A 19,722-nucleotide genomic window follows, 5' to 3' on the forward strand; every position below is an offset into this window, starting at 1 on the left:
CGGGGGCGCGTCTTCGACTCGCGCGACTATCTGGCGGGCCGCCGGCCTATCCCCGGTCTGGGCGACAATAGCGCCACCCTGGCCGTCGTCCAGAAATTAGCCCAGGCCAGCGGCGGCGATTTATTATTGGAGAGCGCGGCCGGCGCGGGCACGACCTTCACGCTGCGCCTGCCGGCGGCCGAAGTGCGGCCGTGGACGGTCTTGAAGCTGGAGAACGGCTCCAGGAACGCGCCGGCCACCGAGGAATCGGCCGGCGAGCCGGACACCGTAACGGACGAGCGGTGAGCGATGGAACGCGAACGTCAACAGCGCCACTGGCAGAATAATCTGATCATGACCGCCGGCGTGATGGCGACGGTGTTCTTCGCGCTGGTGCTGGCGCAACTGGACGCGCTGCAGGCGCGCGTGCTGCCGTCGCGCGCCGGTTTGCCCATCGTCAACATTCAGGCCACCGCCATCGCCATCGGCCAGATCATCCCGTTGGGTGCGACGGGCGCGACAGGCGCGCCGGTTGCGGCTCCGGCCGCGCCCCTTGACGAGCAGAACCCGCGGCCCGACTTCATCACCGGCGTCAGCGAGAGCGGGGCCATTTTCACCGTCTGTGGCGAGGTGCCGGAGGGCTGGCTGCTCTACACCGTCCAGCCGGGCGAGACACTGGCCTCGCTGGCCGCCGGCACACAGTCGACCGAGGGCGACCTGGCCGGCGCTAACTGTCTGGCCGACGGGCAACTGACGGCGGGCATGCAGATCCTCGTCCCGCGCCAGCCGGCGCCGGCGCTGTGTGGGCCGCCGCAGTGGTGGGTGCGCTATCAGGCGGGGCCGGGCGATACGCTGGCCGCGCTGGCCCGCAGCCGCGGCACGACGGTCGATGAGGTGCTGCGCGCCAACTGCCGCGATTCGCTCGAACTGACGGCCGGGCAGTGGGTCTTCCTGCCGCCCGGCTTCCAGCCCGGCGCGCCCACGGGCCAGCCGCAGCCCTCGCTGACGCCGCTGCCGACGGCCACGGCTGTGCCCACACTGGTCATCCTGCCGACGGCGACGCGCCCCCCGGCCGACACCCCGCCGCCACGCCCCGCCACGCCGCCGACCCTGCCGCCACCGTTGCCAACCCCTACCACGCCGGTGATCATCAGCCCGCCGCGGCCGACAGCCACGCCCCCCTTGCCGCCAACCGCCATCCCGCCGACGGAGGAGCCACCGACCGCCGTCCCGCCCACCGCTATCCCGCCGACGGACGCGCCGCCCACCGATCCGCCGCCGACAGACCCCCCGCCGACGGATGTACCGCCAACGGACGCGCCGCCGACGGCCACGCCGCCGTCGCTGCCGACGGATTCGCCGCCCACGGAGGCGGCGCCGACGGACGCGCCGCCCACCGCGGAATCCACCCCGGAGACTACAGAGGCGCCAACGCCAGAGTTGACGCCGGGCGGTTAGCGGTTAGCGTTGGCGCTTGGAGTTGGCCCGTGCTGTGCTATAATCCGCCTTCGGCTTTGGGTAGCCTCACAACCGTTGGGAACCCCTCCCGGGCGGCTCGCGCATCCACCAGCCACTACCGTTGGCGCTGTCTGTCTGGCCCAACGCGAACGAGTAAACGCAGAATGGGTGATATTGAAGACCTGCGGCAGTCGATCCTGGCCCGAGTTGCCGAATACTACGAAAAAGCGCACCACAACCGGCCGTTTGAGCCGGGCAAGTCAACCGTACACTACGCCGGGCGCGTCTTCGACGAGACGGAGATGCAGGGCATGGTCAGCGCCGTCCTCGATTTCTGGTTGACGGCCGGGCCGTATGCCGAGCAGTTCGAGAAGCGATTAGGCGCTTTTATCGGTGTGCGCGAGGTCATTCCGGTTAACTCCGGCTCGTCGGCCAATCTGGTCGCCATGACCACGCTCTGCTCCCACCAACTGGAGGACGGCCTGCGCCCCGGCGACGAGGTGATTGTCCCGGCCGTCAGCTTCCCCACGACCGTCAATCCCATCATTCAGAACCGCCTGACGCCCGTTTTCGTCGATAGCTGTCTGGGCGACTTCAACCTGGATGTGAGCCAACTGGAGGAGGCCGTCTCGTCGCGCACGCGGGCGCTGTTCTTCGCCCACACACTGGGCAACCCGGCCGACATGGATGCGGTGATGGCCTTCGTGAAGAAGCACGACCTGTTTCTCATCGAGGACACGTGCGACGCCCTCGGCTCGCGCTGGGACGGCCGCATGGTGGGCACGTTCGGCGACATGGCGACGCTTAGCTTCTACCCGGCCCATCACATCACGATGGGCGAGGGGGGCGCGGCCTACACCAACCGGCCGCGGCTGGCCAAGATCGCCCGCGCCGTGCGCGATTGGGGCCGCGACTGCTGGTGCGGCTACGACAATCCGGTCAACGGCAAGTGCGGCATGCGCTTTGAGCGCGAAGTGCCCGGCATCCCCGGCTTCTATGACCACCGCTACTTCTATTCCGAGATCGGCTACAACCTGAAGCTGACCGACCCCCAGGCGGCGATGGGGCTGGCCCAGTTGGAGAAGCTGCCGGAGTTCATCCGGCGGCGCAAGGAGAACTTCGCCTATCTCTACGAGGGGTTGAAACCGTACCAGGAGTATCTGATGCTGCCGACGTGGCAGCCGAAGGCCGACCCGTCGTGGTTCGCGCTGCCACTGCTGGTGCGCCAGGAAGCGCCGTTCATGCGCCATGAGTTGACGCGCTTTTTGGAGCTTAACCGGGTGCAGACGCGGCTCATCTTTGCCGGCAACATCTTGCGGCAGCCCGCCTACGCCCACATCGACCACCGCGTCATCGGCGACCTGCCCATCTCCGACCAGATTATGCGCGGCGGCTTCTTCGTCGGCGTCTTTCCCGGGCTAGATCAGCCGCGACTGGACTATATGTTGGAGGTCTTCGACCGGTTTTTTAAGCAGTTGTAGCGCGGGTTTTCTTAACCCGCGGGGCAGGCAACAGGTTAAGAAACCTGTTCCACGCGCAATGGGTGGGGTTTTTAAGGTTATGAAGAAGCTTTCCGTCATCATCTGCTGCTACAACGAGCGGGCGACCATTCGCGACATTATCGATCGCACCCGCGCCGTCGAGCTGGGACCGGGGTGGACGCGCGAGATACTCGTCGTGGACAACTTCTCCACCGATGGCACGCGCGAGATTTTGCAGCAGATCGACGAGCCTGATATCCACGTCATCCTGCACGAGCGCAACATGGGCAAGGGTATGTCCATCCGCACGGGCATCGCCAACATGACCGGCGACTACATGATCATCCAGGACGCCGACGCCGAGTATGATCCGGCCGAGCACCCGCGCTTTTGCCGCAAGGCGGACGAGACGGGCGCGGCGGCCATCTTCGGCTCGCGCGTGCTGGGAGGCGAGGTGAAGTACAAATACGCCCACGCCTATCTCGGCGTGCGCGTCTTGACCGCCGTCACCAACCTGCTCTTTGGCGGCCACCTGACCGACGTAGCCACGGCGACCAAGATGGTGCGCGCCGATGTGGTGCAGTCGCTGAACCTGACGACGGCCGATTTCAACCTGGACTTTGAATTGCCGGACAAGATTCTGCTGGCCGGGCATGAGATCATCGAAATCCCGATCAGCTACAACCCGCGCACCTATGCCGAGGGCAAGAAGATCAAGGCCCGCGACGGGTTCCGGGCGCTGCTGACGATGCTGCGCGACCGGTTGGGGATCACGCCGGTGCTGAAAGCGGATCGACCGGGCGAGACCAACGCCAATCACGTTGTGGGCGATGCGCGCTGATAGTAGGGGCAGACCTGTGTGTCTGCCCCTGGGCGTACACGTGACCCCAGGGCGCACATGCCGGTGCGCCCCTACGTAAGATCAATTGTAACCGGCGGGGGGTATAGTGCTCCGGGTGCGTCCAGGCGCAAATGAGTTATACTGGTGAATTGCGCGGGCCGCACGATGACCGGAATCGCCACTGTTCGATAGCAACCGGATAGAGACAGCGACACGCCCCCGCCGGCGGCCGGCTGGCCTGAAGGCCGGCTGATAGCCTGCGCCACGGGGAGCTTACATTCAGAGAAGTGAGAAGCCGAATCCATGAAAATCGTCGTAACAGGCTCAATCGCGTTTGACTACCTCATGTCGTTTCCCGGGCGGTTCGCCGACGCGTTTGTGGCCGATAAACTGGAAAAGATCAGCCTGAGCTTTCTGGTCGACTCGCTCCGGCGGCAGCGGGGCGGAACCGCGCCCAACATCGCCTACACCCTGGCGCTGCTGGGCGACCGGCCGACCATCATGGCGACAGCCGGCCAGGACTTCGCCGAGTACCGCCTCTGGCTCGAATCCCACGGGGTGGACACGTCGGCGGTGGTGGAGATCGACGGCGAGTTCTGCGCCTCGTTCTTCGTCAACACCGACCAGGACCACAACCAGATCGCCAGCTTCTACACCGGGGCGATGGCCCACGCCGGCACACTGCACTTCGCCGATTATGCGCCCGACGCCGACCTGACCATCATCACGCCCAACGACCCCGGGGCCATGCGCGCCTACGTGCGCGAGTGCAAGGCCATCGGCCTGCCCTACATCTATGACCCCAGCCAGCAGACGCTGCGCGTCACCGGCGAGGAGTTGTGCGAGGGGCTGGACGGCTGTCGGCTGCTGTCGATGAACGAGTATGAGTACCGGCTTATCCAGGATAAGACCGGGCTGACCGAGGCGGAGATACTGAGCCGCGCCGGCGGGCTGGTCATGACAATGGGCGCGTCCGGTTCGCGGCTGGTCATCGACGGCCGGGAAGAGTGGATCCCGCCCGTGAAGCCGCGCGTGCTGGCCGAGCCGACCGGGGCGGGGGACGCCTACCGCGCCGGGCTGATGCGCGGCATGCAACTCGGTCTACCCTGGCCCATTGCCGGGCGCATGGGCGCGCTGGCCGCGGCCTACGTCCTGGAGCAGTTCGGGCCGCAGAACCACACCTTCACGCGCGAGGAGTTCGTGGCCCGCTACCGCGAGACCTTCGACGACGAGGGGGCGCTCGACGCGCTCCTCCAGCCGATTGAACCCAATCCCGTTAACATACCCGTCCCCGTGGCCCACTAGGTCGCGCGAACCCAGGACGGTACGCGGCGAGTGAAATCCCCGCTTACATCAAGGAGATACAACTAGAGATGGACTTCGACGTCAAGAATATCGACCTGGCTCCCGGCGGCCGTCACCGGATCGAGTGGGCCGAACAGGAAATGCCGGTGCTGCGCGGCGTTCAACAGCAGTTCGATACCGATCAACCCTTCGCCGGCCTGCGCATCAGCGCCTGCATGCACGTGACGACCGAGACGGCCAACCTGATGGTCAGCCTGAACAAGGGCGGCGCGGACATCGTGCTGTGCGCCAGTAACCCGCTGAGCACGCAAGACGACGTGGCCGCGGCGCTGGTCAGCTATTTCGAGATCCCGGTCTACGCCATCAAGGGCGAGGACAACGAGACGTACTTCAAGCACATCCACGCCGCGCTCGACCACAAGCCGCACATCGTCATGGACGACGGCGCCGACCTGGTCAGCACCATCCACAAGGATCGGCGCGACCTGATCGGCAACATGTACGGCGGCACGGAAGAGACGACGACCGGCATCATCCGCCTGCGGGCCATGGCCCGCGACGGGGCGCTCCAGTTCCCGATGATGGCCGTCAACGACGCGCTGACCAAGCACATGTTCGACAATCGGTACGGCACGGGCCAGTCCACGATGGACGGCATCATCCGCGCCACGAACTACCTGTTGGCGGGCAAGGTCACCGTGGTCGCCGGCTACGGCTGGTGCAGCCGCGGTATCGCCATGCGCGCACGCGGGCTGGGGGCCAACGTCGTCGTGACCGAGATAGACCCGCTGAAGGCGCTGGAGGCGGTGATGGACGGCTTCCGCGTCATGCCCATGGCCGAGGCCGCGCCGATCGGCGACATCTTCGTCAGCGCCACGGGCGACATCCACGTGCTGGACGAGAGCCACTTCATGGTCATGAAGGACGGCGCGCTGCTGGCGAACTCCGGCCACTTCGACGTGGAGATCAACAAGCCGGCGCTGCGCCAGCTATCGGTGGACGAGCCGAAGCGGGTGCGGCCGTTCGTCGAGCAGTTCACGATGAAGCACAACGGCCACCGCCTGAACCTGTTGGGCGAGGGACGCCTGATCAATCTGGCCGCGGCCGAGGGGCATCCGGCGTCGGTGATGGACATGAGCTTCGCCGGCCAGGCGTTGGCCGCCAAGTATCTGGTCGATCACAAGGGCGAACTGGAGAACCGCGTCTACACCATCCCGCAGTCCGTCGATCAGGAGATCGCCCGCATCAAGCTCGATGCGATGGGCATCCAGATCGATACGCTGACCCCGGAGCAGGCGAAGTATCTGGATTCTTGGGAAGAGGGTACGTAATACAAGCACAGGGGAGCGGGGGCGCAGGGGGGCAGGGGAGAAAGAGCGCGTCGCGATGACGCTTCTTGCTCCCCCGCTCCCCCACTCCCCTGCTCCCCTGCTCCCCACCGCATGAGAGTCCCACGCGACACTCACAAGGCCGACCGGGTCGGATCGGTGCGACTGGCCCGCCACCTGTCCAACATCATCAGCCCGCCGACGATGTTCGCCGCCACCGGTTTCGCGCTGGGCGTCTATGAGCGGCCGTTCTGGCCGGGCGTGGGCTGGGCGGTGCTCTACGGGCTGTTCTCCGTCCTGTCGCCGATGTTCGTCGTGCTCTTTCTGCTGCGCACGGGGCGCATCGGCGAGCTGCACATGAGCGCCACGAACGAGCGCCACATCCCCTACCTGTCCGGCCTCATCAGCGGCGGCGCGGCCTATGCCCTGCTGGCGCTGATGGACGGGCCGCAACTGCTGCGCTGTCTGGCGATCATGAACCTCATCACCCTGGGGGCGTTGGGACTTATCAACACGCGCTGGCTGATCAGCATCCATGCCACGGCCGCGGCGGCTACCTGGTTGATCGCCTCGCTAGTCTTCGGCTGGGGCGTGGGGCTGGTTCTGCTGCCGGTGGCGGTGTTCATCTGCTACATCCGCCTTTTCCTGCAGCGGCACACGCCGGCGCAAGTCCTGGCGGGGGTTGCCCTGGGGCTGAGTGTCGTCCTGATCCTGCGCGCCCTGGGCTGCTTCGTGGCGTAAGAGAAGCGTCTCACGCAAAGTTCGCAAAGTGCGCTAAGAACGCAGGGATAAGTTATTCTTGGCGCTCTTAGCGTACTTTGCGGGCTTTGCGTGAACATAATCTTTGAAATCTGTGGATTCTTCTTCGATGAGTGGACATGTTTGAGCAAGAGCGATTTATCGGGCGGTTGCAGCGGCACGTGCTGGCAGAGGAGCACGTGGTGGCCTGCTTCCTGTCCGGCTCCTTCGGCCGCCGCGCCGACGACGCTTTCTCCGACGTGGACATTGCGCTCGTCTACGACAGCCCGGAGGAGCGCGAGGCGGGCTGGGCCGCGCGGCGCGAGTTCGCCAAAGCGGTTATGCCCTACGTCGCCATCCGCTCGTTCGACGCCGCCCACGTCCGCCCCTACTTTCACGTGGCCCTCTACAGCAATGGGACCAAGGCTGATTACCGCTTCGAGACGCGGGAGAGCCTGTCGCCCAACCCCGGCGACCGCGAACTGCGCATCCTGAAGGACACCGACCGCTGGGCCGAGGGGTTCGCGGCGGCCTCGGCGCGCCTGGCCCCGCCGCAGCCTTATATCAGCCCCGGCGAGTTGACCGACCTGGACGACCGCTTCTGGGTGATGTACTGGGACGTGCTGCGCCTGCTGCGCCGCGGCGATCTGGACAAGCCGTTCACTGTCTATCTGCAACTATTGCACTTCACCCTGCCGCCGCTGCTGGCCGCGTTGCCGCCGGAAGAGCCGGCCCGCGCCGCGCTGCTGCGGGCTGTCTACAGCGGCGACGCGGCGGCGACCCTGCGCGGCGTGAGCGGGCTGCTGGACACCTACCTGGCCGCCCGCGCCGCCGTCATCCGCCGGCAGAATCTCGTCTTCCCCATCAATACGGCGTTCGAGGGAGAGATTCGGCGGTTGGCGGAGCGGGTGGCGGGCAGATAGCAAGCGACCGCGTGGCGCAGGATGCTTATCTTGCGGGCCAGTGGGGGAGCAGGGGAGAATAGAGCCGCATCCGCATGCCACATAATTGTTGAGCATTGACTCCTGTGTGCGGCGTAGGCTCTGTAGACCTCTTAGAATCTGCCTAATCTGCAAAATCTGCGGATGATTCCTCTTCTTCACCATACGAAGGGAATGAACCGCTTCGTGTGGCGCATGTAGTCGGCGTAGGGTTCGCCGAGCGCCGCCAGCAGCGCCCGCTCCTCCAGCCGCACCCGGTAGCTGAAGGTGACGACCAGCGTCAGGACGAGGAGCGCCAACCCCAGCCCGTGCCCCAACATCAGTCCCACGCCCAGCAGTGACAGGATACTGCCGCTGTAGCATGGGTGGCGGATGCGCCGGTAGGGCGGGGCGTCGATTACCGTCTGGTCGGGGTGGAGGGCCACGTCCACGGTGAAGTAGCGGCCTAGCACAGCAATGGCCCAGCGCCGCAGCAGCAGCCCCGCCAGCACGCAGCCGGCCCCCAGCGCGAAGAGCCACGGCCGGTGGCCGGGCAGCGCGCCAGCCGGGTGGAAGTGGGCCAGCAGCCCGGCGGTCAGGATGCTCAGCGCCAGCGCGACGCGAAACAGCCACAGCGAGCCGCCGTCGGCCACGCGCAGGGCGTCCCCCTTGGCTCTTCGCGTAACCGTTTCGTAGGTGTCGGGGATGGCCCAAACGGCGAAGACGAGGAGGAAGGTCAGGGTATAGGTTGGGTGGGTGAAGAGGGAGTTCTGCATGTTATTTTATTTGCGGGGGAGCGGGGGAGCAGGGGAGCGGGAGAGAAAGAGCCTTCGGCCGGGGCATCTTTCACCCCTGCGCCCCCGCCCCCCTGCTCCCCTGCGCTAGAACTACATCTCAAACATCTCTCCTAAGTCCGGCGCGGCCACTGTGCCGGACAGCCCCGCCTCGGCCCAGGCGGCTGAGGCGGCGGCCGTCCACGCCGCGTTCATCCAGCCGTAGCCAGGGTTGCCCGGCCCGTCGGGGTGGCCGCTCAGGTGCATCAGCAGCGTCCGCCGCGGGCGCAGGGGGCGAGCATAGCGCAAGACGTTCTCGAACGATGGGTGGGTCGTGCGGTGCGCGCGGCGATGCCAGAAGGAAGTGTCAATGAACAGCAGGTCGGCGTCGGCCAGAAAGGCGACGGTGGCCGACTGCTCGGCCGTCTGCGGCGCGACCAGCCACTCGTTCTCGCTGTCCATATCCCACAGCAGGACGGCCTTGGTTCGCGCCGTCTCGATGACGAACGCGGCGCAGCAGTAGACCATCTCGGCGCTGTCGTCGGGGCGCTCGTCGGCGGTGTAGTGTGACACGCTGATCGGCGTGACCTGGACGCCGGGCAAGCTCAGCGGCAACGGACGCAGGCGCGCCCCCGGCGGCTCGCACTCGTCGAAGACATGCGGCTCGACGTGGACGCGCACGACGTAACCCTGTTCCCGCTTCAGCCAGGCCAGCGTGCCGGCGCGACAGTGGAGCGGGACGCGGCCGGTGTCCTGGCCGCGCCGCCGCCGGTTGTTGTAGTGGGAGACGCACAGCCGGTTCAACTCGGCGACGTGATCGGGATGCCAATGGGTCAGGGCGATGCCGTCGAGCCGGGCCGCCGCGCCGCGCAGGTAAGGGCTGGCGTTCAGGCTGTCCATGACGCCCAGGCCGACGTCGAAGAGCAGGTGATGGACGGCCTGGCCGTCGCCGTCTAGGCTGATGAGCGAGGCGGAGGTGTTGGCCGCTCGTTCCGGGGCGCGGCAGCGCCCGCAGTCGCAACCGAACTGCTGGAGCAGGGGGCCGTCGAGGCCGTTGATGTGGAGGAGGTGGCGCATGGAGAAGTGGTCAGTAAACAGTAAGCAGTGAGCAGTAGGTCAGTAGGTCAGTGGTCGATGGTTGGAGGTTTGCGGTCTGTCGTCCGTGGTCGGCGACCTTTCTCTCCCCTGCTCCTCCGCTCCCCTGCTCCTCTGCGCCTCTCCCAGCCACCCCGCCACATAATCCGTCACCTCCCCTGCCGGATCGGGCGTCGCGTCGAGGTCGAGCCAGGTGATGCGCGGGTCATCGGCGCGGAACCAGGTGGCTTGCTGGCGGGCGAAGCGGTGGGTCTCGAACTTGATGCGCTCGATCGCTTCTTCCAGGCTCATCTGGCCGTCCAGGTGGGCCAGCAGTTGCCGGTAGCCGAGGCCGCTCATGGACGGCAGGGCGGGGCCGTAGCCGGCTGCGCGCAGCCGCCGTACTTCGTCCAGCAGTCCGGCGGCCATCATCTCGTCCACACGGGCGTCAATGCGGGCGTAGAGCGACTCGCGCCCGCGCCGCAGGCCGACCATCGCCACGTCGTAGGGCGGCGGCGTCTTGCGCTGCAAGTCGGAGATGCGCCGGCCGGTTGCCAGCGTCACCTCCAGCGCCCGCACGACGCGCCGCGCGTTGCGCCGGTCGATGCGCCCGGCGGCGACCGGGTCGAGCGCGGCCAGCCAGCGCGCCGCCTCCGCCTTGCCCAGCCCCTCCAGCGCGGCCCGCAGCGCCGGCCAGGGCGCGACCGCCGGAATGCCCCAGCCCTCGACAACGGCCATCATGTACTGCCCCGTGCCGCCGGCCAGGATAGGCAGCCGGCCGCGGGCCAGTACGTCGTCAATCGCGCGGTAGGCCAGCCGTTGGTACTCGCCCAGGCTAAGCGTCTCGTCCGGGGCGCACAGGTCGATGAGGTGGTGGGGAACGAGGGCGCGCTCGGCGGCGGTCGGCTTGGCCGTGCCGATGTCGAGGCCGCGGTAGAAGAGGCGCGAATCGGCCGAGATGATCTCCCCCGCGAAGCGCCGGGCCAGGTGGAGCGAGAGGGCGGTCTTGCCCACGGCCGTCGGGCCGACGAGGACGAGCAGCGGGCGGCGAGGCGGTCGTTCGGTCACGTGACGGGCAGTTCCGGGTCGGCCAGGAGGGAAGGGCTGAGCATACCGCGCTCGGCCTGGGCCCAGATGAGTTCGGCGGCGGCGTAGGCGGCGCGGGGCTGGCCCACGGCGCGGGCGTTGGCGGCCAGCTGGGCCAGCAGCCGCCCATCGTCGGCCAGCGCCCGGCGCAGCGCCGCGACGAGTTGGGCCGGGTCTTCCAGCCGCAAGCCGGCCCCTTGGTCAACAACGTAGCGGGCGTTGCCCTTCTCGTGCATGGGCGTGCACTGGATGATGAACAGGGGCAGCCCAACCGCCAGCGACTCGGCCACAGTCAGGCCGCCGGCCTTGGTCACGATCAGGTCGGCCGCCTGCAGGCGCGTCGGGAAGTCGCGGACGTAGCCGTAGACGTGGGCCGGCACGCGCCACGCGACGGCCCGCATTTCGGCCAGCAGCTCCTCGTCGTCGCCGGCCACCACAACCAGCTGGATGGGCAGGCCGGACTCATTCAGCGCGTCCACAAAGGCGTGGAAGCGGTGCACGCGCCGGCTGCCGACGGCCAGGACGACCGGCCGATCCACGTCCCAGCCGAACTCGGCGCGCAACTCCGCCTTGGAGCGGCGCAACGCATCCAGCCGGGGATCGACCGGGATGCCCGTCACGTGGACGCGCTCCGGGGCGATGCCGCGCTGGACGGCCAGGGCCGCCGCGTCGGCTGTGGGCACAAGGTAGAGGTCTACCTCCGGGCGAAACCACAGCCGTTGCAGCTGGGCCAGGTCGGTGACGAGGACGACGATGGGCCACGTCTCGCCGCAGCGGCGGCGGTGGGTGACGAGCAGGTAGACGAAGATGGGGTGGGTGGTGACGACGACGTCCGGCCGGGCGCGGCGCAGGACGCGATCGATGGGGTCAGCCAGCGTGCGCACTTCCATCTGTTCCATCAGGCGGGTGGGCAGGTAGGTGTTAGCCAGGCCGTGGCCCAGGGCATAGAGAGGTGGGGCCAGACGCACGACGCGATTGAAGTCATACTGCACGTTGCGCAGCGAGCGGGGCACGCCCGGCTCTTCAAGCGGGTTGACCAGCACCGTCTGGCACAATTCGCCGTAGCGCTGCTCCAGCGCGTCCACGGTGGCCTGCGCCGCTTGCCGGTGGCCCAGGCCGGCATCGTTGGTCAGCACCAGAATCGTTCGACTGTCCACCGCCATTCTTGTCTGTCCTAAACCTCAGAGGTCTTCTGAGACCTCTGAGGTTTTTGCCGCTCTACCAACCTAAGACCGCGTTAGGGATATGCTCGCAGCGCAGCATCCGCCCGCGGTCGTCCAGCTCCACGGCGATAAGGTCGATGCGCCAATCCACGTCGCCCAGATCGTGCTCATAGACGTACTGCTGCCCCAACTGTGTCAGCTTTTCCGCCTTGCGGGGCGTCAGCGCCTCTTCCGGCGCGCCGTAATCGCGTCCGCGCCTCGTCTTCACCTCTACGAAGACGACCGTCTCTTGGTCGCGGGCCACCAGGTCGATCTCGCCCGCGCCGCAGCGCCAGTTGCGAGCCAGGATGGTGTAGCCGTGGGCCTCCAGGTGGAGGGCCGCGACGTTCTCACCCCAGTGGCCGAGGCGTTGGCGGCTGCCGGGGGATGAGGCGGGTGGGGTGCTCACAGGGGCGTCTCCTTGGTTGAGAGTGAGGAACGGCGATGAATCACCGGGCCAGGGGGTCTGGTTCCCCTCCCCTCGGGAGGGGTTAGGGGAGGGCGCTCCATCCCCCGCCCTTTGGGAGGGGTTAGGGGAGGGTCTGCGAGGAGCGAAGAACCCTCTCCCCAACCCTCTCCCAAGGGGCGAGGGAGCCGGATCCCCCGCCCTTCGGGAGGGGTTAGGGGAGGGTCTGCGGGACGGCGATGAATCGCCTGACTACGAACGCGGGCCGGGGTCATGGTGTAGAGTTGTCCTCGGAGGGGCGCACAAAGCCGGCCAACTGGTCGAGCAGCGCCAACCACTTCTCGGTGCGGCGCAGCCAGCGGCCGTGTTCGCGCTCCCGCGTCAGGTCGGGGCGGGTCGCCAGCAACTCCTCGTAGAGTTCGACGGTCAGGGCCACGGTGCGCCCGATGTCGAAGCGGCGGCTGGCCTCGCGCGCCGCCGCGCCCATCTCGCGCGTCCGCGCCGGGTCGGCCAGCAGGGCGATGATGGCCGCGTCCAGGCCGTTTTCGTCCCGCGCCAGGAAGCCGGTGACGCCCGGCTCTACCGTATCGACGATGCCCGGCGAATTGACCGCGGCGATGGGCTTGCCGGCGGCCATGGCCTCGATGACGGTCAGGGGGTGCACCTCGCTGGTGGAGGCGGTGACGAAGGCGTCGGCCGCGGCCAGCCAGCCGCTAACCTCGTCGAAGGGGACGACGCCGGCGAAGTGGACGCAGGCAGCGACGCCCAATGTCTCGGCCAACTGGCGCAACTCCTCTTCCTGCGGCCCCTTGCCGATGAGGGCCAGATGCAGGTCGGGCAGCATGGCGGCGGCCCCAGCAAACTGGTGCAGCAGGGCGGTCAGGTTCTTCTCGGAGGCGAGGCGGCCGACGTAGATCAGCAGCCGCGCCGACGGCGGCAGCCCGAAGTCGGCCGGGGTGCGGGGCCGCGGCGGGCGCAGGAACGGCTCCAACTCGATGCCGTTCTCGATGACGACGATGGGGCTGCGCACGCCAAAGTCGAGCATGAGTTGGCGAACGCTCTCCGAGGGGGCGATCACCGTGTCGGCCAGGTCGGTGAACTCCGGCCAGACCTGGCGCATGATGGCGTCGGCCGCCGGTTGGGGCAGGGGGATGTACGCGCCGGTGTAGAGGTCGTAGCGGGTGTGATTGGTGTAGACGACGGGGCAGCGGGCGTAGCGGTGGGCCAGTTCCACGCTCATGAGGAGGTGGTGGCAGTGGACGACGTCCATCTCGGCCAGCAGTCGCTGCGCCTCCAGGCTGTAGCCCATACTGAAGAAGTAGCCGTGGTCGCCCAGCCGGATGCCGGGCGAGCGGACGATGCGCTCGGCGCGATCCGCTTCCCGGTCGTCGCCCAGGGCGAAGATGGTGACCTCGTGGCCGAGCGCCTCCAGGTGTTTCTTGTACAGTCCCACCATGCGCACCGCGCCATTGACGACCGCCGGATCATAGGTGGCGGATACCATGCCGATGCGCATTCGTTTACCTCGCCCTCCGCCAGACCTCAGCGGTTTGCCGCAAACCGCTGAGGTCTACGCTATTCATTAACCGCTCTGATCCTGTAGCTGCAACTGGTATTGGCGCACGAGCCAGTCGGTGTTGCGGATCTTCGTCGCCAACTCGGAGGCCAGGTTGCGCATGAGCTTGTAGCCGAGCACGGGGTAGGTTTCGCACAGGCGCATGAGCTGGTCGCGGCGCAGGCGCAGCAGCAGCGTGTCGTCGCGGCTGACGCGGATGGTGGCGGAGCGCACACCCTGGTCGACCAGGGCCACTTCGCCCACGATTTGCCCCTGCCGCAACTCGGTCAGGATGACCGGCCCCCCTCCCCCAACCCCTCCCACAGGGAGGGGAGAGGTTGGGGGAGGGGCAATGGCGCCGGGGTTCACCAGCACCTCGACGCCGCCGCGGCCGATGATGTACATCTCGTCCGACGCCTCGTTCTCGTTGAGCAGGACGTGGCCGCGGTTGTAGGTCGCCGCGGTGCACAGCGCGGCGACCAGCGTCAGCTGGGCCTCGCTGAAGTTATCGAAGATCTCGGTCGTGGCCAGAATGGTGCGGACGCTGGGCTGCATAATCAATTAAGCTGCGCCATCTTCGTTGGCATTGCCACCGTAGACCACGCTCATGCCGCGCACGCGGCCCAGTAGCCATTCGGCCAGGGCGATGAACAGCATCCACAGCACGTCGACGGCGATGGCGATAGCCAGAGCCGTGCCCAGGTAGCCGAAGAACGTCGCCACCGGCCCGGCCAGGCTGTCCACCACCGCCGCGTCGCGGGTCAGGTAGGCGGCGGCGACGAGCAGGACAAAGATGATGACCAGGGCCGCCGGCCAGGCGTGGCGGTCGGATCGGCTGGGCAGCATGGCGTTGCTGACGGCGAAGATGAGATAGAGCCAGGCCAGCGCGCCGGGCGCGTTCAGGATTTGGGTCATGGCGTCGCCCAGGATGCGCACGTCGCCCGTACTGATGGCCTCGGCCAGGCTGGTGACGCCGAAAACGCGGTGGCCGATGAGCAGGATGACCGCCGTGCCGGCCAGCAGGGGCGCGCCGCCGATCAGGCTCTCGCGGAGGGGGCCGAGCGTACGCCCCTTGTAATACTCTACGTAGCCGAGTTGCAGCGACCCGTCCGGCTGCCGGCGGGGCATGAGCGAGAAGCCGCCGGTGCGGACGCCCAGCAGCGTCGCCGAGAGCCAATGGCTGAGTTCGTGCAGCAGGACGCCGGGGAACAGCACGATGGCGTAGACGGCGATGGCCCACTCCGGGCGGCCGACCAGCAGCAGGCTGACGCCGTGCAGGTGGGCGTGGATCCAGCGCTGCATGAACAGCAGGATGACCAGCGCCGCAATCACCAGCAGGAACGGCATCAATGGATCGTTCATAACCTCACAAACCGTTTACGTAGGGGCGCACCTGCGTGTGCGCCCTGGGGCAGACACGCAGGTCTGCCCCTACTAGCCGGCCGCGGCGCGCACCAGCTTGATGAACGTCGGCTTGAGCGACGCGCCGCCGACGAGCGCGCCGTCGATGTCGGCCTGGCCCATGTACTCGGCGATGTTGTCCTCGGTGACGCTGCCGCCGTACTGGATGCGGATGGCCTCAGCCGTTTCCCGGCCGAACAGGTCGGCCAGCACGTCGCGCACGCTGGTGCGGATAATGTCCCCGGCCTGACTGGCTGTGGCTGAGCGCCCGGTGCCGATGGCCCAGATGGGTTCGTAGGCGATGACGCAGGCCGCGGCCTGCTCGTTCGACAGCCCGGCAAAGGCAGCGCGCACCTGGCCGCTGACGAAGGATTGCGTCTCGCCCGCCTCGTTCTGTGCCAGGCTCTCGCCGACGCAGACGATGGGCGTCAGGCCGTGGGCCAGCGCGGCCACGATCTTCTTGTTGACCCCCTCGTCCGTCTCGCCGAAGTAGGCGCGGCGCTCGGAGTGGCCGAGGATGACGTACTGGCAGTAGGGTTGGAGCATGGTGGGGGAGACTTCGCCGGTGTAGGCGCCGCTGACCTCGTGGTACATGTTCTGCGCGCCGACGCCGATCTTCGTCCCGCGCACGGCCTCGGCTACGGCGGGGATGGCGATGAAGGGCGGGCAGACGGCCACGTCAATGCCCGCGATGGCGTCCAGTTCGGCGGCGATCTCGCGCACAAAAGCCACGGCCGCGTCGGCCGTCTTGTTCATTTTCCAGTTTCCGGCAACAAATGGGGTACGCATGGTTTCTCCGTGATGTGAAGAATCCACAGATTTCACAGATTACGCAGATTATTGCAGCACATTGTGAAGTTTGTGTCACCCGTGGATGCTTGTCTGTTGGGCGCGGCCCACATCCAATGCGGGCTGCACTTTCATTATAAGCTCAGTCGCGCTTTTTCGCGAAAATGCGACATCACGAACAGAGCCTTCAACGGCGCAGATACTCCTCGGGCTTGATCGAGATGACCTGGCTGGAGCTGTCCGGCTGCATGCTGACGCCGTAGAGCGTCTGCGCCGCCTGAACGGTTCCGCGGTTGTGGGTGATGAGGATGAACTGCGTCTGCTGGCCCAATTCGCTCAGCAGGTCGCGGAAGCGGTTGACGTTGGCCTCGTCCAGCGCGGCATCGACCTCGTCGAGCACGCAGAAGGGGGGCGGGGCGACCCGCAGCAGGGAGAAGATGAGCGCGGCGGCCGTCAGCGAGCGCTCGCCGCCCGACAGCAGGGCCAACCCCTGCTCGCGCCGGTTGGGCAGCCGGGCGATGATCTCCACGCCGCTGCTGGTCGGGTCGTCGGGGTCGGTCATGACCAGCCGGCCGCTGCCGCCGCCGAAGAGCTGCTTGAACGTCTGGTCGAAGATGCCGTTGACCTGCTCCACCGTCTTGGCGAACGCCTTGGAGGTCAACTCGTCCAGTTCGGCGATGACCGCCCGCAGCTGGCCGTCGGTCACGCGCAGGTCTTCCACCTGGCGAGTCAGGAAGGTGAAGCGCTCTTCAGTCTCGACCAGTTCGGCCGGCGCGTCAGGGTTGATCGGCCCCATGCGCTGCAACTGGCCGCGGAAGTGGTGGATGTTCTCCTCGATGTCGGGCGGCAGTTGGTCAACGGCCGGCAGTTGCTCGACCACCTCGCGCATGGGCAGCGGCGTCGCGCCCGTCTGCTCGGCGTCATAGCTCAGCGCCACCAGCCCCAGGTCGGCGCGGATGCGCTCCTGCAAGCCCTCGATCTGGTTCTCCTGTTGCGTCAGGCGGATGCGGGCCTGGGTCATTTGCGTTTCCAGGTCATGGGTGTGGCGCTGCTGCCCGGTTGATTCCGACTGGAGGCGGCTCAACAGATGCCGGTCGGTCTCCATGCCGGTCAGCAGCGGCAGCAGGGCCGCCTCGACCTCGGCCAGCTGCTTTTCGGCGACGATCGTCTCGGCCTCGTCCTCTTCGTCGCCCAGCTCGGTCGCCTGCTGGCGCAGGATGGTCAGGCGCTGCCGCAGCCGGCCCAGTTGCCCTTCGACCTGGCTGAGCGTCGCCCGGCGGCTGTCCACGACCGCCTGCCGGCCGGCCAAAATGGTTTGCGCCGCGCCCAACGCCTGGCGCGCGCTCCGCTGCTGCTCTTCCGCCTCGCCCACGGGCAGGGCGGCCAGCCGGTCGCGGGCCTCGGCCAGCGCCGCTTCGTGTTGCGCCAGGAGTTCCGTCTGCCGGGCGACGGCGGCTTCGGTCTGGGCGATACGCTCCGCCACCTGGTCGCGGGCCGTCGCGCGCTCGCTCTGGCGGCGGCGCTGCTCCTCGCGCCGCTGCCGCACTCGATCGCTCTGCTGTTGGGCGACGGTCAGCCGTTGGCCGGCCTCGACCTCCAGGCGGCTCAGCCGCCGCTCCTCGTCGGCCCGCTTGTCCACGCCCTCTTGCAGCGCGTCGATGGCCGTCTGGGCCTCAGCCGCCGTCCGCTCGCGGGCGGCCAGCGCCGCCCGCAGTTCATCCAGCCGGGCCGACTCGTCGCGCCAGCGGGCCTCGCGGGCCATGATGCCCGACTCGGCCGAGGGGTGCAGTTCGACCAGCCCGCCGCCGTGGACGACCAGGCCATCGGGCGTCGCCGCCGCGTAGCCGGCCGGCCAACCGGCGGCCAGCCGCCAGGCGGTCTCGGCGTCCCGCACCAGCAGGACGCCGCCGAGCAGCCGGTCGACCAGCGGCGCGGCCGGGGCGTCGTAGGCCACCTGGCCGGCGGCCCAGCCGATGACGCCCGGCTCGTTGGCGGCGTTGGGCCGGGCGGCGTCGGGCCGGGCGGCGTCGGGCCGGGCCGCGCGCGCCGGCGCCGGCGCGTCGCCGGCCAGCAGCGCCAGCCGCGTCACGTTCTGGGCGCGGGCGTTGGCGACGGCGTCCCACAGCGCGCCGGCGTCGCTCACCAGCCAGGCGGCCAGCCGCTCGCCCAGGGCGGCGGCGATGGCCGTCTCGTGTTCAGTTGGGATACGGATGAGGCCGGCCAATTGGCCGACCACCCGATCCGGCTCCAGCGGCACGGCCCGCCCCCGCTGCCGGTCGAGTTGAGCCACCCGCTCTTCCTGCCGGGCCAGCTCGTTGCGCAACCGGTTCAGTTCTTGCTCCGTCTCGCGGGCGGCGCGGCGCCACTCTTTGAGCCGGCCGACGTCGGCGCTTCGCGCCCGGCCCTCGTCGTGGCGCGCCCCTTGCAGCCGGATGACCTCGTCGCGCGCGGCGGCGGCCATCGTTTGCAGCCGGGTCAGGGCCTCTTCATCGGCCGCCTCCGGGGCGGCTTCGGGAGCGGGCGGAGCGGATAGCTCTTCCAGCCGTTCGCGCAGTTGGGCCAACTGCCCCTCGGCCTGGGCGCGCGCCGTCTGGGCGCGGCGGCGTTCCGCTTCCAGGCGGGTCGTCTCGGCCTGCCAGCGGGTGATCTGCGCCTGCTGCTGCTCGAAGGCGGCGCGGAAGGTCAGCACCAGCGCTTGTTGGGCCGATAGCTCGCTCTGGGCGGTGGTGAGATCGGCCGTGGCCGTCTCCAGCACGGCGCGGGCGGTGGCCGACTGCCCTTCCAGCAGGGGCAGCTCGCCATACGCCTCGGCGATCTGGCGCTCCAGCGCGCCGCGCCGCTCGCGGTAGATGGCCTGGCGGCGGCGGTCGGCCTCGATGCGCTGGCGCAACTGGTCGCGGGTGGCGTGGTGTTCGGCGGCCTGGGCCTGGGCGCGGGACAGCCGGCCCTGCACCTCGTCGATGCGCGCCTGGTGGGCCAGCAGGGCGTCGCGGGCTTTCGACCAGGCCGCTTCGGAGGCCGCCGCCGCCGTTCGCGCCAGGCGCAGGTCGGCCTTGGCCTGCTCCCACTTGTAGCCGTACCAGACGCGCATCAGGTCGCGCAGGTCGGCCGAGACCTGTTCGTAGTTGCGGGCGCGCGTGGCTTGCCGCCGCAGGGAGGCGACGCGCGGCCGGAGTTCTTCCAGGATATCGTGGACGCGCTGAAGGTTGCGTTGCGTCTCTTCCAGCCGGCGCAGCGCCTCGGCGCGGCGGGTCTTGTAGTGGGTGATGCCGGCGGCCTCCTCGAACAGCGCCCGCCGCTCGTCGGAGCGCAGCGAGAGGGCCTGATCGATGAGGCCCTGGCCGACGATGGTGTACGTCCGTTCGGCCAGGCCGCTGGTCGCCAGC

General features: G+C 68.2%; 17 protein-coding genes and 1 pseudogene. 8 read left to right on the forward strand and 10 right to left on the reverse strand.

What is annotated here, in order from left to right; genetic code table 11:
* From ACE3UY_RS21815 to ACE3UY_RS21850, 8 genes and pseudogenes are all read left to right on the forward strand, one after another.
* Positions 1-285 (forward strand): annotated as a pseudogene (locus tag ACE3UY_RS21815) (hypothetical protein); the annotation flags it as partial.
* Positions 286-288: 3 nt separating this feature from the next.
* Entirely contained in the window at positions 289-1,437 is a 1,149-nt protein-coding gene (locus ACE3UY_RS21820) for a LysM peptidoglycan-binding domain-containing protein (protein WP_374689584.1), read from the forward strand.
* Positions 1,438-1,601: 164 nt separating this feature from the next.
* Positions 1,602-2,918, forward strand: a complete 1,317-nt coding sequence (gene rfbH, locus ACE3UY_RS21825) for a lipopolysaccharide biosynthesis protein RfbH (RefSeq protein WP_374689585.1) — start codon at positions 1,602-1,604, stop codon at positions 2,916-2,918.
* Positions 2,919-2,997: 79 nt separating this feature from the next.
* A complete protein-coding gene (locus ACE3UY_RS21830) occupies positions 2,998-3,759 on the forward strand; it encodes a glycosyltransferase family 2 protein (RefSeq protein ID WP_374689586.1) in 762 nt (253 codons plus the stop codon).
* A 303-nt stretch (positions 3,760-4,062) separates the two neighbouring features.
* Positions 4,063-5,064, forward strand: coding sequence for a carbohydrate kinase family protein (locus ACE3UY_RS21835; protein WP_374689587.1), 1,002 nt, complete (start codon positions 4,063-4,065; stop codon positions 5,062-5,064).
* Positions 5,065-5,132: 68 nt separating this feature from the next.
* The gene (gene ahcY, locus ACE3UY_RS21840) at positions 5,133-6,395 is read left to right on the forward strand and encodes an adenosylhomocysteinase (RefSeq protein ID WP_374689588.1); all 1,263 of its coding nucleotides are present in this window, start codon (positions 5,133-5,135) and stop codon (positions 6,393-6,395) included.
* 111 nt (positions 6,396-6,506) lie between these two features.
* The gene (locus ACE3UY_RS21845) at positions 6,507-7,133 is read left to right on the forward strand and encodes a phosphatase PAP2 family protein (protein ID WP_374689589.1); all 627 of its coding nucleotides are present in this window, start codon (positions 6,507-6,509) and stop codon (positions 7,131-7,133) included.
* A gap of 137 nt (positions 7,134-7,270) precedes the next feature.
* A complete protein-coding gene (locus ACE3UY_RS21850; RefSeq protein ID WP_374689590.1) occupies positions 7,271-8,053 on the forward strand; it encodes a hypothetical protein in 783 nt (260 codons plus the stop codon).
* Positions 8,054-8,229: 176 nt separating this feature from the next.
* Here ACE3UY_RS21850 and ACE3UY_RS21855 read toward each other — a convergent pair whose 3' ends face one another.
* The 10 genes from ACE3UY_RS21855 to smc form a co-directional block, all read right to left on the reverse strand.
* A complete protein-coding gene (locus ACE3UY_RS21855) occupies positions 8,230-8,826 on the reverse strand; it encodes an isoprenylcysteine carboxylmethyltransferase family protein (protein ID WP_374689591.1) in 597 nt (198 codons plus the stop codon).
* Between the two features lie 111 nt (positions 8,827-8,937).
* A complete protein-coding gene (locus tag ACE3UY_RS21860) occupies positions 8,938-9,900 on the reverse strand; it encodes an MBL fold metallo-hydrolase (RefSeq protein ID WP_374689592.1) in 963 nt (320 codons plus the stop codon).
* A gap of 39 nt (positions 9,901-9,939) precedes the next feature.
* Entirely contained in the window at positions 9,940-10,965 is a 1,026-nt protein-coding gene (gene miaA, locus ACE3UY_RS21865; protein ID WP_374689593.1) for a tRNA (adenosine(37)-N6)-dimethylallyltransferase MiaA, read from the reverse strand.
* Positions 10,962-12,140 carry a glycosyltransferase gene (locus ACE3UY_RS21870; RefSeq protein ID WP_374689594.1) on the reverse strand — a complete coding sequence of 393 codons (1,179 nt, stop codon included), beginning with the start codon at positions 12,138-12,140 and terminating at the stop codon, positions 10,962-10,964. Before ACE3UY_RS21870 ends, miaA begins: the two co-directional genes overlap by 4 nt.
* Before the next feature lie 61 nt (positions 12,141-12,201).
* Positions 12,202-12,594, reverse strand: a complete 393-nt coding sequence (locus tag ACE3UY_RS21875) for a YraN family protein (RefSeq protein WP_374689595.1) — start codon at positions 12,592-12,594, stop codon at positions 12,202-12,204.
* Between the two features lie 268 nt (positions 12,595-12,862).
* Positions 12,863-14,107, reverse strand: coding sequence for a glycosyltransferase (locus ACE3UY_RS21880; RefSeq protein ID WP_374689596.1), 1,245 nt, complete (start codon positions 14,105-14,107; stop codon positions 12,863-12,865).
* 66 nt (positions 14,108-14,173) lie between these two features.
* Entirely contained in the window at positions 14,174-14,701 is a 528-nt protein-coding gene (locus tag ACE3UY_RS21885; RefSeq protein ID WP_374689597.1) for a cyclic nucleotide-binding domain-containing protein, read from the reverse strand.
* Between the two features lie 6 nt (positions 14,702-14,707).
* On the reverse strand, positions 14,708-15,508 hold the full coding sequence (locus ACE3UY_RS21890) for a hypothetical protein (RefSeq protein ID WP_374689598.1): 801 nt from the start codon (positions 15,506-15,508) through the stop codon (positions 14,708-14,710).
* Positions 15,509-15,580: 72 nt separating this feature from the next.
* On the reverse strand, positions 15,581-16,336 hold the full coding sequence (gene tpiA / locus ACE3UY_RS21895) for a triose-phosphate isomerase (RefSeq protein WP_374689599.1): 756 nt from the start codon (positions 16,334-16,336) through the stop codon (positions 15,581-15,583).
* A gap of 187 nt (positions 16,337-16,523) precedes the next feature.
* Positions 16,524-19,722: chromosome segregation protein SMC (gene smc / locus ACE3UY_RS21900; RefSeq protein ID WP_374689600.1), on the reverse strand; the 3,199-nt coding region annotated here is incomplete at its 5' end.

It is taken from the genome of Promineifilum sp. (SeqCode) (assembly GCF_041918635.1).
Lineage (GTDB): Bacteria > Chloroflexota > Anaerolineae > Promineifilales > Promineifilaceae > Promineifilum.